A 24,356-nucleotide genomic window follows, 5' to 3' on the forward strand; every position below is an offset into this window, starting at 1 on the left:
GCTTCACGAAATTCATACAAAGGTGCAGTTAGACGTGGCTGAATATGCGCAACAGTTTAATCTTTGGGCGTCACAACAAACACTCTTAAGTTTAATGCTAGGAGTGATTTTGGTTTCCTATCTGCTAGAAGATTTAGCCATTCTTGGGGCGGCTGGGCTTGCTACTCAAGGAGCCATGCCAACATCCATGGCACTGATTGCTATATTTATCGGCATCGCAACGGGTGATTTAGGGCTCTATTACTTAGGAAAATGGGCTCACCAATCCCGTTGGTTACGTTATCGCCTGCTTTCTCATAAATCGATGCGCTGGGTTCGTCACAAACTGCACAACCGCCCTATTTTCAATCTATTCATTATTCGCTTTATCCCGGGTCTTCGGACGTTGGGCTATTCCTTAAGTGGCTTTTTTCAACTGCCTCTCGCTTCTTTTATGTCTGCCGTACTTTTTGCGACAGCATTATGGACGGCACTGATATTTGGCTGCACTTTCTGGTTGGGTCAACAGGCATGGATTCAAGCCAGCTCACATCAATGGTTGCTGATACCAGTGCTGTTTATCACTTTGGTAATGGGCAATCGACTAATGAAATCTCGCTTTTCGAGGAGAGTGTAATGACAAGTTCGCCGTTGGCACTAGACAGCCAGTTTGAAGCGATCGACGTTGAAACTGGCATCAACAAAGGGATGCCAAAGTTTGTACAGGATCAGCAAGGTAGTATTTCACCTTACGAATTTTTGCCTGCTTGGGTGTTCTATACCCCAGTAGTACTCCAAAGCTTTGCTCTTGCTCTGCGTTATGGTGATGTTCGCTTACCACTGGTAGCCAATCCGAGCATTAAACTCAGCGGTATGGTAGGTGAATCCAAACACGATATCCTTTCTTTGGCTGGCAGCTATGCTCGCCAATGGGTTTCTCCCTTTATCACGGTATTCCAAACCGGTGAAGACGTAGCCGAGCAGTCGTCCAAGGCTTATCAGCAAATGCGAGATAATGGATTGGATTTCCCTATCGTCGCAAAACCTGATCTCGGCTGCCGCGGTGCTGGTGTAAAGCTTTTACATAACATGGATCAACTGACGCAATACTTCGAAAGTTTCCCCAAAGATTCTCGATTCCTATTGCAAGAAAAAGCCCCTTATCCAGCCGAAGCGGGTGTGTTCTACGTTCGCTACCCCGGAGAAAAGAAAGGGAAAGTCATCTCTCTAACGTTGAAATACGCCCCATTTGTTGAAGGTGATGGGCAATCAACACTTAAAGAACTGATTGAGGCAGACCCTAGAGCAGGTCAACTGACGCATTTGTATTTCCCTCGCCACCAATCAAAGCTCGACCAAGTATTGCAGAAAGGGGAATCCTTTCAATTGGCATTTGCTGGTAGCCATAGTCGAGGCAGCATATTTAGAAATGGAAATGCCTATATTTCCGAAAGGCTAACCGAGCAACTAGACCGCATATTCGACGATGTTGAAGGGTTTTGCTATGGGCGTCTGGATATTAAATTTCAGGATATTTATGAGCTCATGGACGGGAAGAACTTTACCATTTTGGAAATCAATGGGGCGAGTTCAGAAGCTGCACATATTTGGGATCGAAAAACCCCATTACGAGAAATTTTTTCCACCCTTTTATTCCAATATCGCACATTGTTTGCGATTGGCGCATTGCAGAAAAAAGCTGGACATAAGCCACCATCAATAAGCCAGTTACTGGCAGCGTGGCGCGAAGAGAAACAGCTTGTCAATGCGTATCCGCAAACCGATTAGAACAAGGACAACTTATGCAAATTGCGCCTATTTCGCTTACTGCTTCATTACAAAATTTATCTTCCACCGTATTGGGAACCATTGAAACGATTGATCAAGGCATTGATTTGCTGATGCAGATTAATTCGGATGATTATCAACTCGCAACACCGCCACTAGTGACAAGCTCTATGGGTGAACACTGTCGTCATGTATTGGATATTTTTCATGCGCTTTCAGACTACGAAAATGGCGTAGATTACAACCTTCGCAGACGCGGACACGATGTGGAAAAAACGCGAGAGCTTGCCATTGTAGAATTCCAAGCCATTAAACAGTGGCTCAGTAAGCTGACACCTGAGGAATTGAAACGCGCGATATCCGTTAAAACAGAAGTCGCCTTATCGGAAACTCTGAGCGCAGAACTCACTTCTCAGCTGGAGCGAGAAATAGCCTTTGCTGCTTCTCATGCAACGCATCATTACGCGCTAATGAAAGTTCTGGCCATTCAATTAGGGTATCAGACTGATAAAGAATTGGGATTCGCACCAGCTACCGCGACGTATCTAAGGGAGCAAGACTAATGTGCACCGTATCTTGGCTGTTGAAGGATGATGGCTATCAAGTCTTTTTTAATCGAGACGAGCAAAAAAGCCGGGCACAAGCTGTACCGCCCACGCCGTTTTGCCATCAAGGTGTTGAGTACCTTATGCCAGTGGATCCTGATGGTGGTGGCAGTTGGATTGCGACGAATGAACATGGTCAGTCAATCTGCTTGTTGAATTATTACCAAGGAAACGTTCCTAAAGGTACGTTAACAAGTAGAGGTTTGCTGGTGAAATCTTTAGCGGCATTTCGAAGCTATGCTCAAGTAGATGAGTACTTGCAGTCTATTGATTTGAAATCATTCGCACCTTTTTCATTACTGATTTTTGAACCCGATTTAACGCGTCATCATTCAACAGTAAAAGGCGTATGTTGGACTGGGCAATCTTTGGTTTATATACGGCCTAATCCACCATTGATTTCGTCTTCCGTCGATTACCAAAAAGCGTTTGAACTGAGAAGTGAGTGTTACCAAGCGTATACATCCACTCACACCAATGTCGACCAATTACTGGAATTTCACGCATCTCATATTCCAAGCAAAGGTCACTTATCTACTTGTATGCATCGCAAAGACGCCCATACCGTCAGTTTCACGCATATTTTAGTTACGAGTTCTGAAAAAGGGATGAGCTATCACCCTGGCTCACCTTGCTGTGGCATTACGGAATCGTACCTAACTCAAAATAGAATCTCTTTAATCCCTGCATCCAATGTGAAGATTGCATAACGAGGACTCAATTATGAAACGCATTATCACCGTTTTTTGTACGTTAGTTTTAGGGATGTTCTCCGCCATGACTTATGCGGCAGACCCTATCTATACAGGTTTTTTTAGCAGCAAGGCAATTTCAGGTTATGACGCTGTCAGCTATTTCGAAGCCAGTGAGCCTCAAAAAGGCAGTAGCGATCATACCATCGAATATCAGGGTGCTGAATGGTATTTCACATCCAAGGAGAATCTCGAAAAATTCATTCAAAACCCCGAGAAATACGCGCCTCAATATGGTGGATATTGTGCGTGGGCAGTTGGTGCTAAAAACGATACTGCACCGGGTGATCCCCTTCAGTGGAATATTGTTGATGGCAAGTTGTACCTAAACTACGACGCGGACATTAAGTCTCGTTGGGAAAAAGACATCCCTGGCTTTATTAGTAGCGGCGACAAAAATTGGCCAGAGCTAGTGAGTAATTAGGAGAAATCTATGCAAGTTACCTCTTCTCCGTTTCAGCTTCCCGCTGTCACACCGTTTCGAATAGTAGAGCGGGTTGCTGAACGAGTCACAGGGCTGCGTTATTTGGATTCCTTATACCAAAAGCGTCCGATGGATCTCGATTGTTTTGAGTTTATGGATTACACACTTCAAGCTCTTAATATCGACTATAACGTCCAGCAAGGCTCACTAAATAGCATTCCGGAAGAAGGCCCCGTTGTCATCGTTGCCAACCATCCACTTGGGGCGATTGAAGGGGTGATATTGGCAGCTTTAGTTCGCCACCGAAGACCCGATGTAAAAGTGATGGCGAATGAATTGCTTAAACAACTTCCTGAGCTGTCTGATTTGTTCATTGGTGTGGATGTTTTTGAGTCTAAGAGTGCAATAAAAACAAACTTAACCGCGATGCGCAGTGCACATCAACATCTGGCTAAAGGTGGTGCACTTATCATTTTTCCTGCTGGTGAAGTTTCCAGCTATCAGGATGCACAACTGCAAGACAAAACTTGGAGCCGTTCTGTTGCCAAGCTGGTCAAAAAAAGTGAGGCAACTTGCGTACCTATCTATATCGAAGGGAAAAACAGCTCGTTGTTTTATCTAGCAGGTAAAATACACCCACTTCTAAGAACTGCGATGTTAGGCAGAGAAATGATCGGGAAGCGATCATCTCAAATACAGTTATCCATCGGCGAACCCATTCTTTACTCTGAAATGAAGTCTCTGAATTCGGAGCAAGATTTAGTTCACTACCTCAGGCTAAACACCTATTTACTTCGTAAGCAGTCTGGGCAATCAAAAAACTTACAACCGGCTTCATTCTCGACGCCAGTTATGGACGCAATAGATAATGAAAGACTACAAGATGAAGTTAATGCACTACCAAGTGAATGCTTACTTCTCTCCCAAGGTGACTTCTCGGTTTATTGCGCTAGAAAAAAACAGATCCCAAACCTGATTCAAGAGATTGGCAGAGTAAGAGAAGCAAACTTTCGAGATGTAGGTGAAGGCACTGGAAAGGCGTTAGATTTAGATCATTATGATGAGTATTACGATCATCTTTTTATTTGGCACCGTAAAGACAAACAGTTAGTCGGCAGCTACCGATTGGGTAAGGTTGATGAAATCTTGCAACAACATGGATTGGAAGGTCTTTATTCTCGAAGTTTATTTAACTACAGCCAATCGTTTGTCGAAAGTCTCGACCATTCCATTGAGCTAGGTCGCTCTGTAGTTAATAAGCCTTATCAGCGAAACCTGCAGTCTCTCCTGATGCTTTGGAAAGGAATTGCGAGCTATGTTTATCGCAACCCGAAGTACACGCATTTATACGGTCCAGTCAGCATCAGTAATGACTATAGCCAAATTGCACGTCAACTAATGGCAAGTTGCTTATCCATTCATCACTACGATGAACACAAGGCCAACTTGGTTTCCCCATCGGTACCACTTAAAAAAGATGAATCGGTCTTTTGGCGTAACGACATGCTCAGTGCATTAGGCAGTGTCCAGCTACTATCCAAAGTGCTTGCTCGCATGGAAGAAGGCAAAGGCTTACCTGTTCTCTTAAGGCAATACTTAGGCCTAAATGGTCAGTTAGTCTGTTTTAATGTCGATCCAGAATTTAACGACGCATTGGATGGGTTAATCGTGGTGGACTTGCGCAATGTGCCCGAAAGGACATTGGGGAAATACATGGGAAAAGAAGAAGCCAAATCTTACCTGAGTCATCACTCGTAAGCGTTTGACTTTGAGATCAAAAAGTTGAATTGGAAAGAAAGCGACTTCCGCTATTGGCTGAAGTCGTTTTATTCTTCTCATTACTTGCTTCGACCAAACCCACCATCTGAGAGTCTAAAAAACATCACAGATACCGATTTTTGCTCAAGCTGTAATATGTCCAGCTTTCCATCATCATCCAATTTAAATCGAATTAGCTGCCCTTCTCTTATTTTGCTGAGTGGCTTATCGATACCCTCAATCTTAACCAATGCGTTGAGATCAGTCATAGGTAGCTCGTTAGAACGAAAAACCTGAGCAAGTGTATCTCCAGACTTAACAATATATTCTTTCCAAGCTTCTGTGCGAGGAGCCTGTTGACTACTGGATGAAGATTGTTCGCTCAAACCTGTCGTTGTGATGTCTATAGGTTTACGCACACTTTCCGGCTCTTTTTCATCCGGCACAGATTCACTAGGAGCTGGCAAAATAAAAAGAATAATAACCGCAACAGATAATCCAATAACGCCTCTTTGATGAAGCTTGGGCATACTTGCCCAATGATGTTTTATCTTTGAACCTATTGCTCGAGCATCAATACCTTCGAACTTACTTTTTAGTTGATCGAATAACTTTGGCTGGCGAGTTCTAGCCACTCTCCGATTCATAATGCATATACCTTAGCGAACTGTCTTTCTATTATCTACGAACACGGTTCCTTAACAAAACGGACCGTTACACAAGTTAACAGTAACTTGACATATATTGGCATTTGCCGTTTCTTCACGCTAGTAGAACTGCTATCCTTTTGCTGCACAAATTCACACAATAGAGAGACAAGATGTCTGAAATCAAATTAGAAACCGTAGAGCAGAAAGCAAGCTACGGAATTGGTCTGCAAATGGGTCAGCAATTGGCAGGTAGCGGTCTTGAAGGTTTGAATGTAGACGCGATCGCAAAAGGCATCGCTACTGCATTGACTGGCGGCATGCCTGAGATTGAAGTTGATGATATCAACAACGCACTTCAAGAGCTTCACACTCGTGCAGAATCTGCTCGCGCAGAAGTAGCAAAAGTAGCAGCAGCAGACGGTGAAGCGTTCTTGAAAGACAACGCTCTACGTTCTGAAGTAACCGTTCTTGAATCTGGTCTACAGTACGAAGTGATCACTGAAGGTACTGGCGAAATCCCAAGTTCAGACAAATCTGTTCGTGTTCACTACCACGGCGAATTGACTGACGGTACTGTATTCGACAGCTCTGTTTCTCGCGGTCAACCTGCTGAGTTCCCTGTAACTGGCGTGATCAAAGGTTGGGTTGAAGCACTTCAATTGATGCCTGTTGGTTCTAAGTGGAAACTATACATCCCTCAAGATCTTGCATATGGCGAGCGTGGTGCTGGTGCATCTATCCCTCCTTATGCCGCTCTAGTATTCGAAGTAGAACTATTGGCTATCCTGTAATTTTACGTCGTCTCAAAAATGAAGCGGTGCTCAGCACCGCTTTTTTTATGTCTTAAAGTAAACTGCTCATTCCCGTTTTGTATTCTCGGCACGACTCTCTACTCAAAACGGAAAATCCAACTAGGATTAATACACTCAACCGCATCAAGAAGCTCCATTCAAAGTATCTTGAAATTTTAAAATGGCTTGAGTTTTAGTGCCTTTATATAGGAATGAGTTATGAAAATTAAAACAACGATTATCACATTATCTGCGCTGCTGCTTGCCTCTCCAAGCTACGCATTCTTCGGTTTTGGTTCTTCTGAGGAAAAGCCCTCAGTAGACCTTGGCTCGCTGGCTAATGATGCTTTCTCAAGCCAAGTTGACACTCAAGCAGATTCAGATCTAGTTAAAATGCTAAGCTCCCAACTGGATGTTTCCCCAACTCAGGCAACGGGTGGCGCTGGCGCGCTCTTAGCACTCGCTTCCAATTCTTTAGGAGCTTCGCAAACGACAGAACTTGCTTCTGCAATTCCAGGTCTGAGTTCGTTAACTGGTTCAATCCCAGGGCTATCAGGACTCGCGAGTAACTTTGGTGCCGTATCGGATATTTTTAGCAAGCTAGGGCTGGACCCATCAATGGTGACACAGTTTGCCCCCATCATTCTGAAATACTTAGGTACACAGAATGCATCTTCAGGTCTTCTGGATTCGCTTGGGAAAATTTGGCAATAGGACTTTAACGACCAGTAACACTCTAATCAATAATTGGGTGGTTTTTGACCACCCTCTCTTTAACAAACTGAAAAGTATGCCACTCTGAATTTTTAATCATGGAAGAGTAGGTATTATGAAAGACGAAACACTGTCAATTCATCACGGCTATCAAACCGATCCCACCACTAAAGCTGTAGCGACCCCAATATATCAAACCGTTGCTTATGAATTCGACAACGCTCAGCATGGCGCTGATCTCTTCAATTTAGAAGTCCCTGGAAATATCTATACCCGCATAATGAACCCTACTAATGACGTGCTAGAGCAAAGAATGGCTGCGTTAGAGGGAGGCATTGCCGGTTTAGTTGTGAGTGCTGGTAGTGCCGCAATTAATTACGCGGTCCTAACGTTAGCTCAGAGTGGAGACAACATTGTCTCGACACCTCAGCTCTATGGCGGTACCTATACTTTATTTGCGCATATGCTGCCACAGCAAGGCATTGATGTTAAATTCGCCAAAGATGATAAACCTGAAAGTTTAGCTGAGCTAATCGATGAAAACACCAAGGCGGTTTATTGTGAGTCTATAGGTAATCCAGCAGGTAATATCGTCGACATTGAAAGCATTTCAACCTTAGCACACGCTAAAGGTGTACCCGTTATTGTTGACAATACAGTCGCGACCCCCATTCTTTGCAAACCAATTCAATTTGGTGCGGACATCGTCGTTCACTCTTTGACGAAATACGTAGGAGGTCACGGCACCACGCTTGGGGGAGTTATCGTTGATTCAGGAAAATTCCCATGGGCAAAATATAAAGACCGATTTCCCGTATTCAATCAGCCTGAACCATCTTATCACGGGGTTGTATACACAGAAGCCTTCGGTGAAGCTGCCTTTATAGGAAGAGCAAGAACAGTCCCACTACGTAATACGGGAGCTGCTTTATCACCTATGAATGCATTCATGCTAATACAAGGTTTAGAAACCCTTTCCCTTAGAATGGAGAGACATTGCGAAAACGCGCTAAAAGTTGCCAAGTATCTAGAACAGCATGAGAAAGTCAGTTGGGTCAGTTATGCAGGATTAGAGAGCTCGAATCATCACGGTTTGGCTCAAAAATACATGGATGGTAAACCTTCTGCTATCTTGTCGTTTGGTCTGAAAGATGGCTATGATGCGGGTGTACGTTTCTACGATGCACTCAATCTTTTCAAGAGACTGGTGAATATCGGCGATGCTAAATCGCTTGCGTGCCATCCTGCTTCAACTACCCATAGGCAGATGAGTATTGAGGAACAAGCAAACGCAGGAGTTGTACCTGAAATGATTCGCTTATCAGTTGGTATTGAACATATAGACGATATCATCGCGGATCTAGAACAAGCCTTAAAGGCGTAATCTAACTTCCAGACACAAAAAAGCCGAGCATTACGCTCGGCTTTTAAGTTCTACACGAACTGATTACTCAGCAGCAGCTTCTTCAGCAACTTCTGGGCGATCAACAAGCTCAATGTAAGCCATTGGAGCTTTGTCACCAGTACGGAAACCGGCTTTTAGGATACGAGTGTAACCGCCCTGACGAGCAGCGAAACGTGGACCTAGTTCGTTAAATAGTTTTGCCACAACTTCGTTATCACGAGTGCGAGCAAATGCCAGACGACGGTTAGCAACGCTGTCAGTCTTAGCTAGTGTAATCAAAGGCTCAACGACGCGACGCAGCTCTTTTGCTTTTGGCAAAGTAGTCTTGATAACTTCATGACGTACTAGAGAGCTAGCCATGTTGCTGAACATCGCCTTGCGATGACTGCTGTTGCGGTTGAGTTGACGACCACTCTTACGATGGCGCATGACCTAATCCTTCTAACTATTATCGATTAATCTTCAGCGATCGACGCTGGTGGCCAGTTTTCTAGGCGCATGCCTAGAGACAGTCCACGTGAAGCAAGCACGTCTTTAATCTCAGTAAGAGACTTCTTACCAAGGTTAGGCGTTTTAAGTAGCTCAACCTCAGTACGCTGTACAAGATCACCGATGTAGTGAATCGCTTCTGCTTTCAAACAGTTAGCAGAGCGAACTGTTAGTTCAAGATCGTCTACAGGACGCAGTAGGATCGGATCGAACTCCGGCTTCTCTTCCTTCTCTTCAGGGACACGAATGTCACGAAGATCTACGAAGGCATCAAGTTGCTCAGCAAGGATTGTTGCAGAACGACGAATTGCTTCTTCTGGATCAAGAGTACCGTTCGTTTCCATATCGATAACAAGCTTATCCAAGTCAGTACGTTGTTCAACACGTGCCGCTTCTACAGTGTAGGCAATTTTGTCTACAGGACTGTAAGTAGCGTCAACAAGCAAACGACCGATTGGGCGCTCATCTTCTTCAGTATGGATACGAGACGATGCTGGAACATAACCACGACCACGTTCTACTTTAATACGCATAGCGATTTCAGCATTGTCATCAGTTAGATGACAAATAACGTGCTCTGGGTTAGCGATCTCTACATCACCATCATGGGTGATGTCACCTGCAACAACAGGGCCCGAGCCTGATTTGTTCAGTGTAATAAACACTTCATCTTTGCCCTCTGCCACTTTAACAGCAAGACCTTTCAGGTTAAGAAGGATCTCAAGGATATCTTCTTGTACACCTTCTTTGGTGCTGTACTCGTGAAGAACGCCTTCAATCTCAACCTCGGTTACTGCGCAACCAGGCATAGAAGATAGAAGAATGCGACGAAGCGCATTACCTAGAGTATGACCAAAGCCACGCTCTAATGGCTCAAGAGTTACTTTTGCGTGTGTCGTGCTAACTTGTTCAATGTCAACAAGACGTGGCTTAAGAAATTCTGTTACAGAACCCTGCATTGTGTCCTCTCTTTAATTTAAACCTTACTTAGAGTAAAGCTCGACGATCAGGTGTTCGTTGATGTCAGCTGACAGATCTGAACGCTCAGGCAAACGCTTGAACGTACCTTCCATCTTGCCACCATCTACTTCAATCCAAGTTGGTTTTTCGCGTTGTTCAGCAACTTCAATAGCTGCCTTAATGCGAGATTGCTGTTTAGCTTTCTCACGAATAGATACAACGTCGTTAGCCGCAACTTTGAATGAAGGAACGTTTACAACTTTACCGTTTACTAGGATAGCTTTATGGCTAACTAGCTGACGTGCTTCTGCGCGAGTTGCACCAAAGCCCATGCGGTAAACTACGTTATCAAGACGACCTTCAAGAAGCTGAAGTAGGTTTTCACCCGTGTTGCCTTTAAGACGTGCAGCTTCTTTGTAGTAGTTACGGAATTGTTTTTCTAGAACGCCATACATACGACGAACTTTTTGCTTCTCACGAAGCTGAACGCCATATTCAGATAGACGACCGCGACGAGCGCCGTGTACACCTGGTGCGTTATCGATTTTACACTTGGTATCAATCGCACGAACACCAGACTTAAGGAATAAGTCAGTGCCTTCGCGACGGCTAAGCTTCAGCTTAGGACCCAAATATCTTGCCATGATTCTTCTCCAACTTTCCTAGAAACGTTATACGCGACGTTTCTTAGGTGGACGACAACCGTTATGAGGGATCGGAGTCGCATCAACAATGTTTGTGATACGGAAACCCGCAGCGTTTAGAGCGCGGATAGTAGACTCACGACCAGGACCAGGGCCCTTGACCATAACTTCTAGGTTCTTTAAGCCATATTCTTTGGCCATTTCACCACAACGCTCAGCAGCAACCTGTGCAGCGAACGGAGTAGATTTACGAGAACCGCGGAAACCAGAACCGCCAGCTGTTGCCCATGCAAGAGCATTACCTTGACGGTCAGTGATGGTTACGATTGTGTTATTGAAAGAAGCATGGATGTGCGCTACGCCATCTGCTACTTGCTTGCGTACGCGCTTACGAGCGCGAGTTGGTTGTTTTGCCATTGTACTCTACCTTCCGATTATTTTTTGATCGGCTTGCGCGGACCCTTACGGGTGCGAGCGTTGGTTTTAGTACGCTGTCCACGTAGTGGTAGACTGCGACGATGACGAAGACCACGGTAACAACCAAGGTCCATAAGACGCTTGATGTTCATGGAAACTTCACGACGTAGATCACCTTCTACAGTGTACTTAGCTACACCATCACGCAGTTGATCAATCTGCTCTTCAGTTAGTTCACTGATCTTCACATTTTCAGCAATACTCACGTCAGCTAGAATAGCTTGAGCGCGAGTTTTACCGATGCCGTAAATTGCAGTTAATGCAATTACAGCATGCTTCTGATCAGGAATGTTAATGCCTGCTATACGGGCCACTATTCACTCCTAGTACTTATATAAGAAATTATCCGCAGCAAAGCCCGTAGAGGATACGCTGCGGGATACTACTTCTTTTGCACGCAAAAGGTAGGCCGAGGAATATACTCGACACTACCTTATATTTCAAGTAAAAATTTCTGCTTAAATTAGCCTTGGCGCTGCTTGTGCTTTGGCTCACTGCAAATCACGCGAACGACACCGTTACGCTTGATTACTTTACAGTTACGGCAGATTTTTTTAACGGAAGCACGAACTTTCATTGCTAAACTCCGTAATGAAATCTGGAACTACTGTCGAATTAACGACCGTAGCCTTTCAGATTTGCTTTTTTCAACACAGAATCATACTGTTGTGACATCAGATGAGTCTGTACCTGTGCCATAAAGTCCATGATAACAACAACTACGATAAGTAGTGATGTACCGCCAAAATAGAAACGTACGTTCCAAGCGATCATCATGAACTCGGGAATCAGACATATAAAGGTAATGTATAGCGCACCTGCTAGGGTTAAACGCGTCATTACTTTATCAATGTACTTAGCTGTCTGCTCACCTGGGCGGATACCGGGTACGAACGCTCCAGACTTCTTCAAGTTATCTGCTGTTTCACGCGGATTGAAAACCAACGCTGTATAAAAGAAACAGAAGAAAATAATTGCTGCTGCATAAAGCATTACATACAGAGGTTGTCCAGGGCTAAGGGCCAAAGACACATCAGTTAACCAACTGAATGCGCTGTCCTCACCACCTGTATTACCAAACCACTGTGCTAATGTTCCTGGGAACAAAATAATACTAGACGCAAAAATCGCTGGTATCACACCTGCCATATTAATTTTAAGAGGCAAGTGAGTACTTTGCGCTGCAAAAACTTTACGACCTTGTTGACGTTTTGCATAGTTAACGACAATTCGACGTTGACCACGCTCCATGAAAACAACGAAATAAATCACTGCAAACGCTAAAACAGCAATTAGCAACAGAAGAAGTACGTTCAGTTCACCTTGACGCGCTTGCTCTATTGTTTGACCGATTGCCGATGGCAATCCAGCGACGATACCTGCAAAGATAATCAATGAGATACCGTTACCAATTCCTCGCTCCGTAATCTGTTCACCTAACCACATTAAGAACATGGTGCCGGTTACTAGACTGATGGTTGCAATAACAGTAAACATGGTTTGATCGATAACGACCAATTGACCTGTGACCATGCTTGGCAAAGCAGTTGCAATACCAATAGCTTGGAATGTAGCAAGTACAAGCGTGCCGTAACGCGTATATTGGCTTATCTTACGACGGCCGGCTTCACCCTCTTTCTTGAGTTCAGCTAACGCAGGATGAACTACAGTTAGCAGTTGGACAACAATCGATGCCGAAATATACGGCATGATGCCCAACGCTAATATAGAAGCACGCTCAAGTGCACCACCGGAGAACATGTTAAACATCTCTACGATGGTACCCTTTTGCTGTTCGAACAAATCGGCAAGTACAGCTGCGTCAATACCAGGGATCGGCACAAAAGAGCCCGCTCTGAATACTAAAAGTGCACCTAATACGAATAATAAGCGCGACTTTAGTTCAGCTAAGCCGCTTTGAGCACTACGAAAATCTTGTCCTGGTTTTTTAGCCATCTGTACCTCGTCCCTCGAGTATTAATCCTCGATTTTACCGCCTGCAGCTTCGATTGCAGCTTTAGCACCTTTAGTTACGCGTAGACCTTTAACAGTCACAGCTTTGCTAATTTCACCAGAAAGAACAACTTTAACAAATTCGATGTTCTTAGTGATTACGTTAGCAGCTTTCAAGCTGTTTAGATCAACTACGTCACCATCTACCTTCGCTAGTTCACCTAGACGAACTTCAGAAGTCACTAGACTCTTACGAGAAGTGAAACCAAATTTTGGTAGACGTTGTTTCAAAGGCATCTGACCGCCTTCAAAACCTGGACGAACGCTGCCGCCAGAACGTGATTTTTGACCTTTATGACCACGGCCACCTGTTTTACCAAGGCCTGAACCGATACCGCGACCTAAACGCTTCTTAGAAGGTTTAGAACCTGCAGCCGGTGATAGAGTATTCAAACGCATTCTGATTACTCCTCAACTTTAACCATGTAGTAAACCTTGTTGATCATTCCGCGCACGCACGGAGTATCTTCAAGTTCTACAGTGTGGTTGATACGACGAAGACCTAGACCACGCAAAGACGCTTTGTGCTTTGGTAGACGGCCAATTGAGCTTTTAGTTTGAGTTACTTTAATAGTTGCCATGGTGTTCTTACTCCGAAATAGATTCAACAGTTAGACCACGCTTAGCAGCAACCATCTCAGGAGACTTCATGCCACTCAGACCATCGATCGTCGCGCGAACGATGTTGATAGGGTTCGTAGAACCGTATGCTTTAGCAAGTACGTTATGAACACCTACAACTTCAAGTACTGCACGCATCGCACCACCTGCGATGATACCAGTACCTTCTGCAGCTGGCTGCATGTAAACTTTTGAGCCAGTGTGACGACCTTTCACCGCGTGGTGAAGAGTTCCGTCATTAAGCGCTACAGTAACCATGTTACGGCGCGCTTTTTCCATTGCTTTTTGAATCGCTGCTGGTACTTCACGAGCTTTGCCGTAACCGAAACCAACGCGACCATTACCGTCACCAACAACAGTTAGTGCAGTAAAACTAAAGATTCGACCACCTTTAACCGTTTTAGAAACACGGTTAACAGCAATTAGCTTTTCGTGCAAATCTGTAGCTTGTTGTTGTTCTTTAGCCATCTTCCAACCCTACCTTAGAATTTCAGACCAGCTTCGCGAGCAGAATCTGCTAGCGCCGCTACTCGACCGTGGTATTGGAAACCAGAACGATCGAAAGCAACATCAGAGATGCCTTTTTCGATAGCGCGCTCAGCAATAGCTTTACCTACAGCTTTAGCAGCGTCAACGTTACCAGTATTCTTAACTTGCTCACGGATCGCCTTTTCTACAGTAGAAGCGGCAGCGATAACCTCAGAGCCGTTTGATGCGATAACCTGTGCATACACGTGACGAGGAGTGCGGTGTACAACTAGGCGAGTCGCGCGAAGTTCTGCAATCTTACGACGTGCACGTGTAGCACGACGGATGCGAGATGCTTTCTTATCCATAGTGTTACCTTACTTCTTCTTAGCTTCTTTAGTACGCACATTTTCATCTGCGTAACGAACACCTTTACCTTTATAAGGCTCAGGCTCACGGTAAGAACGAATGTCAGCCGCAACTTGACCAACTAATTGCTTATCAGCACCAGTTAGGACAATTTCAGTTTGGCTTGGACATTCGGCTTTAATACCCGCTGGCACTTCGTGCTCAACTGGGTGAGAGAAGCCTAGAGTTAGGTTTACTGCGTTGCCTTTAACAGCAGCACGGTAACCAACACCCTTAAGAGTTAGCTTCTTAGTAAAGCCTTCAGTAACACCAACAACCATGTTGTTTGCAAGTGCACGAGCTGTACCAGCTTGTGCCCATGCGTTAGCTGCACCTTCGCGTGGACCGAAAGTTAGCTTGCTTTCTTCTTGAGAAAGCACAACAGCGTCGTTGAATACACGAGACAATTCGCCTTTAGGACCCTTAACGCTAAGTTCTTGGCCGTTTAGTTTCACCTCTACGCCAGCTGGAATAGCGACAGGTGCTTTAGCAACACGAGACATAGTCTACTCCTATTAAGCTACGTAGCAGATGATTTCACCACCAAGACCTGCTTTACGAGCAGCACGGTCAGACATCAGACCCTTGGAAGTGGACACTACAGCAACACCCAAACCGCCCATCACAGTAGGTAGCGAGTCTTTGTTTTTGTAGACACGCAGACCTGGACGTGAAACACGTTGGATTTGCTCGATTACTGGTTTAGCTTGGAAGTACTTAAGAGTTACTTCTAGCTCTGGTTTCGCTTCGCCGCTTACAGCGAAGTCTGCGATGTAACCTTCAGCTTTTAGTAGTGCAGCAATTGCAACTTTAAGCTTTGAAGAAGGCATTTTTACAGCAACTTTATTTGCTGCCTGACCGTTACGAACGCGGGTCAGCATATCCGAAATCGGATCTTGCATGCTCATAGATTTTACTCCAAATGATTAAGTGGCAATTACCAGCTAGCCTTACGAAGACCCGGAATCTCGCCTTTCATGCAAGCTTCACGAACCTTAATGCGGCTTAGACCGAACTTACGTAGGTAACCGTGTGGACGACCAGTTTGGTTGCAACGGTTGCGCTGACGTGATGCACTTGAATCACGTGGAAGAGATTGCAGTTTAAGAACCGCATTCCAACGATCTTCTTCAGATGCGTTAACATCGCTAATGATAGCTTTAAGCGCTGAACGCTTCTCAGCGAACTTAGCTACTAGCTTCGCGCGTTTAGTTTCGCGCGCTTTCATTGATTGTTTAGCCATAACAGTAACCCTTCACCTTACTTACGGAATGGGAAGTTAAAGGCAGCCAGCAGAGCACGGCCTTCCTCATCGGAGCTTGCAGACGTCGTGATAGTAATATCAAGACCGCGTACACGATCGACTTTATCGTAGTCGATTTCCGGGAAGATGATTTGCTCGCGAACGCCCATGCTGTAGTTACCACGACCGTCAAAAGACTTCGCGCTAACACCACGGAAATCACGTACACGTGGAAGTGCAATCGAGATTAAACGCTCGAAGAAATCCCACATACGTTCGCCACGTAAGGTTACTTTACAACCAATTGGGTAGCCTTCACGAATTTTGAAACCTGCAACAGATTTACGCGCTTTAGTGATAAGTGGCTTTTGACCAGAGATCGTTGCCATATCAGCTGCTGCGTTTTCTAGCAGTTTCTTATCGTTGATTGCTTCACCAACGCCCATGTTTAGGGTGATTTTTTCAATCCTAGGGACTTGCATGACGCTTGAGTAGCTGAACTCTTTGGTAAGCTCAGCAACTACAGACGACTTGTAGTAATCATGCAGTTTCGCCATAGTAGAACTCCAAATTACTTTCTATTAGTTAGAAACAGTTTCGCCGTTTGATTTGAAGAAACGCACTTTTTTGCCTTCTTCAAAACGGAAACCGATACGGTCCGCTTTACCAGTAGCCGCATTGAAAACTGCAACGTTGGAAGCATCAATTGCTGCTTCTTGTTCAACGATGCCACCTTGTTGACCAAGAGCCGGTACAGGCTTCTGGTGCTTCTTAACAAGGTTGATACCTTCAACGATAACTTTACCAGTTTCGAGAACCTTAGTTACTTTACCGCGCTTGCCTTTATCTTTACCAGCAAGAACGATTACTTCGTCGTTACGACGGATTTTAGCTGCCATTTTGTGCCGCTCCTTACAGAACTTCTGGAGCCAGTGAAACAATCTTCATGAATTTCGCATTACGAAGTTCACGAGTCACTGGACCAAAGATACGTGTGCCGACTGGTTGCTCAGTAGTGTCATTCAACAATACACAAGCATTACGGTCGAAGCGAATGACAGAACCGTCTGGGCGACGTACGCCTTTTCGAGTGCGCACTACCACCGCTTTCAGAACATCACCTTTTTTAACTTTACCGCGAGGAATTGCTTCCTTAACAGTAACTTTGATGATATCTCCGATATGTGCATAACGGCGGTGAGAGCCACCCAGAACCTTAATACACATTACTCTACGAGCGCCGGAGTTATCCGCAGCGTCGAGTGTACTTTGCATTTGGATCATTTTAGTGCTCCGCTAAATATTAAAACTAGACCCTTCACGGGTCGGGCTGCCTCTTTATAAGGGCTGCGAATTGTACCACCCTTTTATGTACTTGGGTAGCCAAAAAATAAGCGGCTCCAAAAATAATTGGAGCCGCTTTTTCATCGTATCAAAACGAAATTAAAACTTCGCTTTTTCTACAACTTTTACCAAAGTCCAAGATTTCTTCTTAGACAGTGGACGACACTCTTGAATCTCAACGGTATCGCCTAGGCCACACTCGTTGTTTTCGTCGTGCGCGTGCAGTTTAGTCGTGCGCTTTACGAACTTGCCGTAAATTGGGTGTTTCACCATGCGCTCGATAGCAACAACGATAGACTTATCCATCTTGTCGCTTACTACACGACCTTGTTGAGTACGAATTTTGTCGCTCATTATGCGCCTGCCTTCTCAGTCAAAACAGTTTTCACACGTGCGATATCACGGCGCACAGCTTTCAGAGTATGAGTTTGCTGTAGCTGACCAGTTGCAGCTTGCATGCGCAAGTTGAACTGTTCGCGTAGCAAATTCAATAGCTCAGCGTTAAGCTCTTCAACGCTTTTCTCGCGTAGATCTTGTGCTTTCATCACATCACCTGCTTAGTTACAAATGTAGTTTTTACAGGCAGTTTACGCGCCGCAAGGCGGAACGCTTCACGTGCCAACTCTTCAGGTACGCCATTCATTTCGTACATTACCTTTCCAGGTTGGATTTGGGCTACCCAGTACTCAACGTTACCTTTACCCTTACCCTGACGAACTTCAAGCGGTTTTTCTGTGATAGGTTTGTCTGGAAAAATACGAATCCAGATTTGACCTTGACGTTTAATGTGACGTGTCATAGCACGACGAGCCGCTTCAATCTGACGAGCAGTGATACGACCACGGCCTACAGCTTTAAGACCGAATTCGCCGAAGCTTACTTCAGTACCTTTAGCTAGACCACGGTTGCGACCAGTCTGAACCTTACGGAACTTAGTACGTTTAGGTTGTAGCATCAGTCGACTCCTTACTTACGGCCTTTACGCTGCTTCTTAGGCTTGTCAGCCTTTGGCTCTACAGCATTAGCTGCTGGCATTCCGCCTAGGATCTCACCTTTGAAGATCCAAACTTTAATGCCGATTACACCGTATTGGGTGTGAGCCGAAGAAGTTGCGTAATCAATGTCAGCACGTAGAGTGTGTAGAGGTACACGACCTTCACGGTACCACTCTGAACGTGCAATTTCAGCGCCGCCTAGACGACCACTTACTTCCACTTTGATGCCTTTAGCGCCTAGACGCATAGCATTCTGTACCGCGCGCTTCATAGCACGACGGAACATAACGCGACGCTCTAGTTGAGACGCGATGCTGTCACCCACAAGCTGAGCGTCAAGCTCTGGCTTGCGTACTTCAGCGATGTTGATTTGCGCTGGTACACCTGCAATTTTAGCTACAGCTGCGCGTAGCTTCTCTACGTCTTCACCTTTCTTACCGATTACAACACCTGGGCGAGCAGTGTGAATAGTCACACGGATGCTCTTCGCAGGACGCTCGATAACGATGCGTGATAGAGACGCTTTTGAAAGTTCCTTCGTTAGGAACTGACGTACCTTGAAGTCGCCGTCTAGGTTGTCAGCGAAATCTTTGGTGTTAGCAAACCATGTAGCATTCCAAGGCTTAACGATGCCAAGACGAATACCATTTGGATGTACTTTCTGACCCATTGCTTACTCTCCTAGTCTCTTAGCGATCTGCTACAACAACAGTGATGTGGCTTGAACGCTTCAAGATACGATCCGCACGACCTTTTGCACGAGGCATAATACGCTTCATGGTTGGGCCTTCATCTACGAAGATTTTAGCGACATTCAGATCGTCGATGTCTGCACCTTCGTTGTGCTCTGCATTCGCGATTGCTGATTCAAGAACTTTTTTGATTAACTCTGCAGCTTTTTTATTGCTGAAAGTTAGTAGTTCAAGAGCCTGATCCACAGATTTACCGCGGATTTGGTCAGCAACTAAGCGTGCTTTCTGAGGAGAAATACGAGCAAAGTTATGTTTAGCAATAGCTTCCATCATCTACTCCTTATTTCTTCTTAGCTTTCTTATCCGCAGCGTGACCGCGGTAAGTACGAGTTGGTGCGAATTCGCCCAGTTTGTGACCGATCATTTCTTCAGTTACAAATACTGGAACGTGCTGACGACCATTATGGACAGCGATGGTCAAACCGATCATTGTAGGAATGATCATTGAGCGACGGGACCAAGTCTTAATAGGCTTTTTGTCTCCGCTTTCCACCGCTTTCTCTACCTTCTTCAGCAAGTGTAGGTCAATAAATGGACCTTTCTTGAGAGAACGTGGCATGGCGATTCCTCTTATATAGATTACTTGTTACGACGACGTACGATGTACTTGTCAGTGCGTTTGTTCTTACGAGTCTTGAAGCCTTTAGTAGGCATACCCCATGGGGATACTGGGTGACGACCGCCAGATGTGCGACCTTCACCACCACCATGCGGGTGATCTACTGGGTTCATTACTACACCACGTACGGTTGGACGTACGCCGCGCCAGCGTGAAGCACCAGCTTTACCAAGTTCACGTAGCATATGCTCAGAGTTACCAACTTCACCGACTGTTGCACGGCCTTCTGATAACACTTTACGCATTTCACCAGAACGTAGACGGATAGTTACGTACGCACCGTCGCGAGCAACGATTTGAGCGTAAGCACCAGCCGAACGAGCTAGTTGAGCACCTTTGCCAGGCTTAAGTTCAACACAGTGTACAGTAGAACCTACTGGGATGTTGCGCATCGGCAGAGTGTTACCTGCTTTGATTGGCGCATCTACACCAGAATGGATCTGATCACCTGCTTGAACACCTTTTGGTGCAATGATGTAACGACGCTCACCGTCTGCGTACAGAACTAGAGCGATGTTTGCGCTACGGTTTGGATCGTATTCTAGACGCTCAACTTTCGCTGGGATACCGTCTTTAGTACGTTTGAAATCAATTACACGGTAATGGTGCTTATGACCACCACCGATGTGACGTACTGTAATACGACCGTTGTTATTACGACCACCATTCTTAGAGTTTTTCTCTAAAAGAGGTGCGTATGGCTTGCCCTTGTGTAGGTCAGCGTTAACAACTTTAACAACATGACGACGACCAGGGGAAGTCGGCTTACATTTAACAATAGCCATTTTTCAACTACTCCTGTTATTCCGCGCCGCCAACAAAGTCAAGATCTTGACCTTCTTTCAAAGTAACGTACGCTTTCTTAACGTCGCTGCGGCGACCTTGGCGTAGACCTTGACGTTTGGTCTTACCCTTAGTGATAAGAGTATTTACAGACTTAACTTCAACTTCAAAAAGCTTTTCTACAGCAGCTTTGATCTCTTTCTTAGTAGCATCTTGTGCAACTTTGAAAACGATAGTGTTCGCTTTCTCTGCAGCCATAGTTGCTTTTTCAGAGATGTGCGGAGCACGTAGAACTTTTAGGATACGCTCTTCAGTGATCATGCTAGCATCTCCTCAACTTGCTTAACTGCTTCTGCAGTCATCAGAACCTTGTCGAAAGCAACTAGGCTTACTGGATCAATACCAGCAACGTCACGTGCATCAACTTTGTATAGGTTACGAGCAGCTAAGAATAGATTCTCATCTACTTCGCCAGTTACGATAAGAACATCGTTAAGCTCAAGCTCTTTAAGCTTAGCTACTAGCTCTTTAGTTTTTGGCGCTTCAACTGAGAAGTTATCAACAACGATTAGACGCTCTTGACGAACCAACTCAGAAAGAATGCTCTTCATAGCACCGCGGTACATTTTTTTGTTTACTTTTTGGCTGTGATCCTGAGGTTTCGCAGCAAAAGTAACACCACCTGTACGCCAGATTGGGCTACGAATTGTACCAGCACGTGCACGGCCAGTACCTTTTTGGCGCCATGGCTTAGCGCCACCGCCAGATACTTCAGAACGAGTCTTTTGAGCACGTGTACCTTGACGAGCACCTGCTGCGTACGCAACAACTACTTGGTGTACAAGAGCTTCGTTGAAGTCACGTCCGAAAGTAGTCTCGGAAACAGTTAGTGCATCAGCACCTTTAACTATCAATTCCATTACTTACTCCTAGACGTTATGCTTTAACAGCTGGTTTTACGATCACGTTACCGCCTGTTGCGCCTGGTACTGCACCTTTAATAAGAAGCAGATTGCGCTCAGCGTCAACACGTACGATCTCTAGGTTTTGAGTCGTTACACGCTCAGCACCCATGTGACCTGCCATTTTCTTGCCTTTAAACACGCGACCTGGAGTTTGACATTGGCCAATTGAACCCGGTGCACGGTGAGACAATGAGTTACCGTGAGTCATATCTTGAGTACGGAAGTTCCAACGCTTAACAGCGCCTTGGAAACCCTTACCTTTAGATGTACCAGTAACGTCTACTTTTTTAACTTCGTTGAAAAGTTCTACGTTTAGCTCTGAGCCAACTTCAAACTCTTCACCGTTTTCTAAACGGAATTCCCAAAGACCGCGGCCAGCTTCAACACCTGCTTTCGCAAAGTGACCAGCTTCAGCTTTAACAACACGGTTAGCTTTCTTAGCACCAGTAGTTACCTGGATTGCAGCGTAGCCATCAGACTCAAGAGTTTTAACTTGAGAAATACGGTTCGCTTCAACCTCAACAACGGTTACTGGGATAGAAACGCCTTCTTCGGTAAATACGCGGGTCATACCCACTTTACGTCCGACTAGACCAATCATTATTCTAATCTCCCTTAACCTAGGCTGATTTGTACGTCAACGCCAGCAGCTAGATCTAGGCGCATCAGAGCGTCAACAGTTTTGTCTGTTGGCTCAACGATGTCGATTAGACGCTTGTGAGTACGGATTTCGTACTGATCACGCGCATCTTTGTTGACGTGTGGAGAGATAAGAACAGTGAAACGCTCTTTACGAGTAGGTAGTGGAATAGGACCACGAACCTGTGCGCCGGTACGCTTTGCTGTTTCAACGATTTCCGCAGTAGAAGCATCGATCAATTTATAATCGAAAGCTTTAAGGCGGATACGAATACGTTGGTTCTGCATGAGACAGAGCTCCAATAATAATAAATTACACAAACAATATCGCCACTCATACTCGCTAAAGCGAGAGAATGCCGATTGATTTATGTGAAACCGTAGTATCCAAATCGGATACATTGTCAGCTAATTTTCGATTAACTATTGCTAGTTAATTGTATTAACTGCGAACATAAGCTGAGTTTACATTACTAAGCGGAACGCTTACTCCTCACTGCTCATTGGTTCACAACTGGCTAAGCCAGTGCGCGGTATTATACAGATCACAAATTGGTATGCAATAGACGATGGAAAAATAAGCGGGAAGTTTTTGGAAGTAAAAAGCCGAAGCAATCTAGGTAGACCGCTTCGGCTTTCAAAATTCTATTTAGTTCTCATCAACGAACTGTGCTTGCTGGTAATTTTCGATACCAACTTTATCGATTAGCCCTAGCTGTGTTTCAAGCCAATCAACATGCTCTTCTTCGTCTTCTAGTATATCTTGGAATAAATCTCTGGAGACAAAATCACGAACACTTTCAGCATATGCAATCGCTTCTTTCAAATCCGGAATAGCGGACATTTCGACTTTAAGGTCACACTCAAGCATTTCTTTTGTGTCTTCACCTATCATAAGCTTGCCCAAATCTTGGAGATTAGGCAGACCTTCTAAAAATAGGATTCGCTCTATAAGATGATCCGCATGTTTCATCTCATCAATAGATTCTTCGTATTCCTTATCTGCTAAGTGCTTCAGCCCCCAATCTTTGTACATTCTTGCATGTAAAAAGTACTGGTTAATTGCTACTAACTCGTTTCCCAAAACAATATTAAGGTGTTGAATAATTTTTGGATCACCTTTCATGACAAAGCCCTCCTTGATCGGCTTCTTTAACTTTAGAAGCAATCTCGAAGGTGTCAAAGCTATTTTAAGGCTGTCTCAATATTGAGCGCTAGCCGACTTTCTTAAACAATGTTGATACTGTGTCGTCAAGAATTTCCTTTGCACTTTTTATGCACTTTCCACATTGAGATCCGAGAGGCGTACACTGCCTAATTCCTTTGATATCAGTTACCCCTTCTTCAAGAGCAAGCTGTCGAATTTTTTTATCAGATACACCGTGGCAAATACAAACAAACATTTTTTACATCCAATCTATTACAATTAGAAATATAAACGAGAATGGTTAGCATTGCCAATCTTATTGGCATTTTGATTAGAAGAATTGGTTATATAGGAAATGGAGGTTTAAGAAGCAGTTGAAATAAAAATAAAAAAAGGAGCCGAAGCTCCTTTTTTAAGATGCGGTTACCGCAAAATCATTCAATATTAGTCGAAGATTTTTGCAACAACACCAGCACCTACAGTACGACCACCTTCACGGATTGCGAAACGTAGACCTTCATCCATCGCGATAGGTGCGATTAGTTCAACAGTCATTTGTACGTTGTCGCCAGGCATTACCATTTCAACACCTTCAGGAAGAGTGATGTCGCCAGTTACGTCCGTAGTACGGAAGTAGAACTGTGGGCGGTAGCCTTTGAAGAATGGCGTGTGGCGACCACCTTCGTCTTTAGACAGGACGTATACTTCTGACTCAAACTTAGTGTGTGGGTTGATTGAACCCGGTGCAGCCAGTACTTGACCACGTTCAACTTCTTCACGCTTAGTACCACGTAGAAGTGCACCAACGTTCTCGCCCGCACGGCCTTCGTCTAGAAGCTTACGGAACATCTCAACACCAGTACATGTAGTAGTTGTAGTATCTTTGATACCAACGATTTCTACTTCGTTACCTACGTTTAGGA

Annotated in this window: 41 protein-coding genes; 9 read left to right on the forward strand and 32 right to left on the reverse strand. The window is 44.8% G+C overall.

Going from position 1 to position 24,356, the window contains the following annotated elements:
- Nucleotides 1-94: 94 nt before the first annotated feature.
- From VPNCDNU1_RS08095 to VPNCDNU1_RS08120, 6 genes are read left to right on the forward strand one after another with little or no spacing between them, the layout of a single operon-like run.
- A complete protein-coding gene (locus VPNCDNU1_RS08095) occupies nucleotides 95-616 on the forward strand; it encodes a DedA family protein (RefSeq protein WP_224055425.1) in 522 nt (173 codons plus the stop codon).
- On the forward strand, nucleotides 616-1,767 hold the full coding sequence (locus VPNCDNU1_RS08100; protein ID WP_104399903.1) for a D-alanine--D-alanine ligase: 1,152 nt from the start codon (nucleotides 616-618) through the stop codon (nucleotides 1,765-1,767). The genes VPNCDNU1_RS08095 and VPNCDNU1_RS08100 overlap by 1 nt, the downstream gene beginning before the upstream one ends.
- A 14-nt stretch (nucleotides 1,768-1,781) precedes the next feature.
- Nucleotides 1,782-2,330 (forward strand): DinB family protein, encoded by a 549-nt coding sequence (locus VPNCDNU1_RS08105; protein WP_104399904.1) that lies wholly within the window; start codon nucleotides 1,782-1,784, stop codon nucleotides 2,328-2,330.
- The gene (locus tag VPNCDNU1_RS08110; protein WP_104399905.1) at nucleotides 2,330-3,082 is read left to right on the forward strand and encodes an NRDE family protein; all 753 of its coding nucleotides are present in this window, start codon (nucleotides 2,330-2,332) and stop codon (nucleotides 3,080-3,082) included. Before VPNCDNU1_RS08105 ends, VPNCDNU1_RS08110 begins: the two co-directional genes overlap by 1 nt.
- A gap of 13 nt (nucleotides 3,083-3,095) precedes the next feature.
- Nucleotides 3,096-3,548 carry a YHS domain-containing (seleno)protein gene (locus VPNCDNU1_RS08115; protein ID WP_104399906.1) on the forward strand — a complete coding sequence of 151 codons (453 nt, stop codon included), beginning with the start codon at nucleotides 3,096-3,098 and terminating at the stop codon, nucleotides 3,546-3,548.
- Nucleotides 3,549-3,557: 9 nt separating this feature from the next.
- The gene (locus tag VPNCDNU1_RS08120) at nucleotides 3,558-5,306 is read left to right on the forward strand and encodes a lysophospholipid acyltransferase family protein (RefSeq protein WP_104399907.1); all 1,749 of its coding nucleotides are present in this window, start codon (nucleotides 3,558-3,560) and stop codon (nucleotides 5,304-5,306) included.
- A gap of 80 nt (nucleotides 5,307-5,386) precedes the next feature.
- Here VPNCDNU1_RS08120 and VPNCDNU1_RS08125 read toward each other — a convergent pair whose 3' ends face one another.
- Entirely contained in the window at nucleotides 5,387-5,953 is a 567-nt protein-coding gene (locus VPNCDNU1_RS08125; RefSeq protein WP_104399908.1) for a LysM-like peptidoglycan-binding domain-containing protein, read from the reverse strand.
- 173 nt (nucleotides 5,954-6,126) lie between these two features.
- Between VPNCDNU1_RS08125 and VPNCDNU1_RS08130 the strand changes: the two genes are divergently transcribed.
- The 3 genes from VPNCDNU1_RS08130 (at nucleotide 6,127) to VPNCDNU1_RS08140 (ending at nucleotide 8,845) form a co-directional block, all read left to right on the forward strand.
- Nucleotides 6,127-6,747: an FKBP-type peptidyl-prolyl cis-trans isomerase gene (locus VPNCDNU1_RS08130; protein WP_101111165.1), complete on the forward strand. Its 621-nt coding sequence runs from the start codon at nucleotides 6,127-6,129 to the stop codon at nucleotides 6,745-6,747.
- A gap of 219 nt (nucleotides 6,748-6,966) precedes the next feature.
- Nucleotides 6,967-7,461, forward strand: coding sequence for a DUF2780 domain-containing protein (locus VPNCDNU1_RS08135; protein ID WP_104399909.1), 495 nt, complete (start codon nucleotides 6,967-6,969; stop codon nucleotides 7,459-7,461).
- Nucleotides 7,462-7,576: 115 nt separating this feature from the next.
- Complete coding sequence (locus VPNCDNU1_RS08140; protein ID WP_104399910.1) at nucleotides 7,577-8,845, forward strand: O-acetylhomoserine aminocarboxypropyltransferase/cysteine synthase family protein; 1,269 nt, start codon at nucleotides 7,577-7,579, stop codon at nucleotides 8,843-8,845.
- A gap of 63 nt (nucleotides 8,846-8,908) precedes the next feature.
- On the opposite strand, the gene rplQ is transcribed toward VPNCDNU1_RS08140, so the two are convergent.
- From rplQ to VPNCDNU1_RS08295, 31 genes are all read right to left on the reverse strand, one after another.
- Nucleotides 8,909-9,295, reverse strand: a complete 387-nt coding sequence (rplQ, locus tag VPNCDNU1_RS08145; RefSeq protein WP_101111168.1) for a 50S ribosomal protein L17 — start codon at nucleotides 9,293-9,295, stop codon at nucleotides 8,909-8,911.
- Between the two features lie 26 nt (nucleotides 9,296-9,321).
- Nucleotides 9,322-10,314: a DNA-directed RNA polymerase subunit alpha gene (locus tag VPNCDNU1_RS08150; protein ID WP_101111169.1), complete on the reverse strand. Its 993-nt coding sequence runs from the start codon at nucleotides 10,312-10,314 to the stop codon at nucleotides 9,322-9,324.
- 24 nt (nucleotides 10,315-10,338) lie between these two features.
- Nucleotides 10,339-10,959, reverse strand: coding sequence for a 30S ribosomal protein S4 (gene rpsD, locus VPNCDNU1_RS08155; protein ID WP_101111170.1), 621 nt, complete (start codon nucleotides 10,957-10,959; stop codon nucleotides 10,339-10,341).
- Between the two features lie 27 nt (nucleotides 10,960-10,986).
- On the reverse strand, nucleotides 10,987-11,376 hold the full coding sequence (gene rpsK / locus VPNCDNU1_RS08160) for a 30S ribosomal protein S11 (protein ID WP_101111171.1): 390 nt from the start codon (nucleotides 11,374-11,376) through the stop codon (nucleotides 10,987-10,989).
- A 17-nt stretch (nucleotides 11,377-11,393) separates the two neighbouring features.
- Entirely contained in the window at nucleotides 11,394-11,750 is a 357-nt protein-coding gene (gene rpsM / locus VPNCDNU1_RS08165; protein ID WP_101111172.1) for a 30S ribosomal protein S13, read from the reverse strand.
- A gap of 149 nt (nucleotides 11,751-11,899) precedes the next feature.
- Complete coding sequence (gene rpmJ, locus VPNCDNU1_RS08170; RefSeq protein WP_000868186.1) at nucleotides 11,900-12,013, reverse strand: 50S ribosomal protein L36; 114 nt, start codon at nucleotides 12,011-12,013, stop codon at nucleotides 11,900-11,902.
- Between the two features lie 38 nt (nucleotides 12,014-12,051).
- The gene (gene secY / locus VPNCDNU1_RS08175) at nucleotides 12,052-13,392 is read right to left on the reverse strand and encodes a preprotein translocase subunit SecY (protein ID WP_004398453.1); all 1,341 of its coding nucleotides are present in this window, start codon (nucleotides 13,390-13,392) and stop codon (nucleotides 12,052-12,054) included.
- A 21-nt stretch (nucleotides 13,393-13,413) separates the two neighbouring features.
- On the reverse strand, nucleotides 13,414-13,848 hold the full coding sequence (rplO, locus tag VPNCDNU1_RS08180) for a 50S ribosomal protein L15 (RefSeq protein WP_101111174.1): 435 nt from the start codon (nucleotides 13,846-13,848) through the stop codon (nucleotides 13,414-13,416).
- 5 nt (nucleotides 13,849-13,853) lie between these two features.
- Complete coding sequence (rpmD, locus tag VPNCDNU1_RS08185) at nucleotides 13,854-14,030, reverse strand: 50S ribosomal protein L30 (RefSeq protein WP_101111175.1); 177 nt, start codon at nucleotides 14,028-14,030, stop codon at nucleotides 13,854-13,856.
- A gap of 7 nt (nucleotides 14,031-14,037) precedes the next feature.
- The gene (rpsE, locus tag VPNCDNU1_RS08190) at nucleotides 14,038-14,538 is read right to left on the reverse strand and encodes a 30S ribosomal protein S5 (RefSeq protein WP_101111176.1); all 501 of its coding nucleotides are present in this window, start codon (nucleotides 14,536-14,538) and stop codon (nucleotides 14,038-14,040) included.
- 14 nt (nucleotides 14,539-14,552) lie between these two features.
- Nucleotides 14,553-14,906: a 50S ribosomal protein L18 gene (gene rplR, locus VPNCDNU1_RS08195; protein WP_101111177.1), complete on the reverse strand. Its 354-nt coding sequence runs from the start codon at nucleotides 14,904-14,906 to the stop codon at nucleotides 14,553-14,555.
- Between the two features lie 9 nt (nucleotides 14,907-14,915).
- On the reverse strand, nucleotides 14,916-15,449 hold the full coding sequence (gene rplF / locus VPNCDNU1_RS08200; RefSeq protein WP_104399911.1) for a 50S ribosomal protein L6: 534 nt from the start codon (nucleotides 15,447-15,449) through the stop codon (nucleotides 14,916-14,918).
- 12 nt (nucleotides 15,450-15,461) lie between these two features.
- Nucleotides 15,462-15,854 (reverse strand): 30S ribosomal protein S8, encoded by a 393-nt coding sequence (gene rpsH / locus VPNCDNU1_RS08205; RefSeq protein ID WP_101111179.1) that lies wholly within the window; start codon nucleotides 15,852-15,854, stop codon nucleotides 15,462-15,464.
- 29 nt (nucleotides 15,855-15,883) lie between these two features.
- On the reverse strand, nucleotides 15,884-16,189 hold the full coding sequence (gene rpsN, locus VPNCDNU1_RS08210) for a 30S ribosomal protein S14 (RefSeq protein WP_101111180.1): 306 nt from the start codon (nucleotides 16,187-16,189) through the stop codon (nucleotides 15,884-15,886).
- A gap of 17 nt (nucleotides 16,190-16,206) precedes the next feature.
- Nucleotides 16,207-16,746, reverse strand: coding sequence for a 50S ribosomal protein L5 (rplE, locus tag VPNCDNU1_RS08215; protein WP_101111181.1), 540 nt, complete (start codon nucleotides 16,744-16,746; stop codon nucleotides 16,207-16,209).
- Nucleotides 16,747-16,770: 24 nt separating this feature from the next.
- Complete coding sequence (gene rplX / locus VPNCDNU1_RS08220; protein WP_101111182.1) at nucleotides 16,771-17,088, reverse strand: 50S ribosomal protein L24; 318 nt, start codon at nucleotides 17,086-17,088, stop codon at nucleotides 16,771-16,773.
- A gap of 13 nt (nucleotides 17,089-17,101) precedes the next feature.
- Entirely contained in the window at nucleotides 17,102-17,473 is a 372-nt protein-coding gene (gene rplN, locus VPNCDNU1_RS08225) for a 50S ribosomal protein L14 (RefSeq protein WP_004398463.1), read from the reverse strand.
- Between the two features lie 159 nt (nucleotides 17,474-17,632).
- Nucleotides 17,633-17,887, reverse strand: a complete 255-nt coding sequence (gene rpsQ, locus VPNCDNU1_RS08230) for a 30S ribosomal protein S17 (protein WP_101111183.1) — start codon at nucleotides 17,885-17,887, stop codon at nucleotides 17,633-17,635.
- Complete coding sequence (gene rpmC / locus VPNCDNU1_RS08235) at nucleotides 17,887-18,078, reverse strand: 50S ribosomal protein L29 (RefSeq protein ID WP_004410456.1); 192 nt, start codon at nucleotides 18,076-18,078, stop codon at nucleotides 17,887-17,889. Before rpmC ends, rpsQ begins: the two co-directional genes overlap by 1 nt.
- Nucleotides 18,078-18,488 (reverse strand): 50S ribosomal protein L16, encoded by a 411-nt coding sequence (gene rplP / locus VPNCDNU1_RS08240; protein WP_004398466.1) that lies wholly within the window; start codon nucleotides 18,486-18,488, stop codon nucleotides 18,078-18,080. The genes rpmC and rplP overlap by 1 nt, the downstream gene beginning before the upstream one ends.
- Nucleotides 18,489-18,499: 11 nt before the next feature.
- Nucleotides 18,500-19,198: a 30S ribosomal protein S3 gene (gene rpsC, locus VPNCDNU1_RS08245; protein ID WP_101111184.1), complete on the reverse strand. Its 699-nt coding sequence runs from the start codon at nucleotides 19,196-19,198 to the stop codon at nucleotides 18,500-18,502.
- Between the two features lie 19 nt (nucleotides 19,199-19,217).
- A complete protein-coding gene (gene rplV / locus VPNCDNU1_RS08250) occupies nucleotides 19,218-19,550 on the reverse strand; it encodes a 50S ribosomal protein L22 (protein ID WP_004398468.1) in 333 nt (110 codons plus the stop codon).
- 10 nt (nucleotides 19,551-19,560) lie between these two features.
- Entirely contained in the window at nucleotides 19,561-19,839 is a 279-nt protein-coding gene (rpsS, locus tag VPNCDNU1_RS08255; RefSeq protein ID WP_004736729.1) for a 30S ribosomal protein S19, read from the reverse strand.
- A gap of 20 nt (nucleotides 19,840-19,859) precedes the next feature.
- Nucleotides 19,860-20,684, reverse strand: a complete 825-nt coding sequence (rplB, locus tag VPNCDNU1_RS08260; protein ID WP_104399912.1) for a 50S ribosomal protein L2 — start codon at nucleotides 20,682-20,684, stop codon at nucleotides 19,860-19,862.
- 16 nt (nucleotides 20,685-20,700) lie between these two features.
- On the reverse strand, nucleotides 20,701-21,003 hold the full coding sequence (gene rplW / locus VPNCDNU1_RS08265; protein ID WP_038175168.1) for a 50S ribosomal protein L23: 303 nt from the start codon (nucleotides 21,001-21,003) through the stop codon (nucleotides 20,701-20,703).
- On the reverse strand, nucleotides 21,000-21,602 hold the full coding sequence (rplD, locus tag VPNCDNU1_RS08270) for a 50S ribosomal protein L4 (RefSeq protein ID WP_101111186.1): 603 nt from the start codon (nucleotides 21,600-21,602) through the stop codon (nucleotides 21,000-21,002). Before rplD ends, rplW begins: the two co-directional genes overlap by 4 nt.
- Before the next feature lie 16 nt (nucleotides 21,603-21,618).
- Nucleotides 21,619-22,248 carry a 50S ribosomal protein L3 gene (gene rplC / locus VPNCDNU1_RS08275; protein ID WP_104399913.1) on the reverse strand — a complete coding sequence of 210 codons (630 nt, stop codon included), beginning with the start codon at nucleotides 22,246-22,248 and terminating at the stop codon, nucleotides 21,619-21,621.
- 14 nt (nucleotides 22,249-22,262) lie between these two features.
- A complete protein-coding gene (gene rpsJ, locus VPNCDNU1_RS08280) occupies nucleotides 22,263-22,574 on the reverse strand; it encodes a 30S ribosomal protein S10 (RefSeq protein ID WP_001181007.1) in 312 nt (103 codons plus the stop codon).
- A gap of 361 nt (nucleotides 22,575-22,935) precedes the next feature.
- The gene (bfr, locus tag VPNCDNU1_RS08285; protein WP_104399914.1) at nucleotides 22,936-23,412 is read right to left on the reverse strand and encodes a bacterioferritin; all 477 of its coding nucleotides are present in this window, start codon (nucleotides 23,410-23,412) and stop codon (nucleotides 22,936-22,938) included.
- An 88-nt stretch (nucleotides 23,413-23,500) separates the two neighbouring features.
- Nucleotides 23,501-23,689, reverse strand: coding sequence for a (2Fe-2S)-binding protein (locus VPNCDNU1_RS08290; protein WP_101111189.1), 189 nt, complete (start codon nucleotides 23,687-23,689; stop codon nucleotides 23,501-23,503).
- A gap of 188 nt (nucleotides 23,690-23,877) precedes the next feature.
- Nucleotides 23,878-24,356, reverse strand: a 479-nt coding sequence (locus tag VPNCDNU1_RS08295; RefSeq protein WP_272897563.1) for an EF-Tu/IF-2/RF-3 family GTPase, incomplete at its 5' end; no start/stop codon positions are given.

Source organism: Vibrio penaeicida, assembly GCF_002933855.1.
In the GTDB taxonomy this organism is placed as follows: domain Bacteria; phylum Pseudomonadota; class Gammaproteobacteria; order Enterobacterales; family Vibrionaceae; genus Vibrio; species Vibrio penaeicida_A.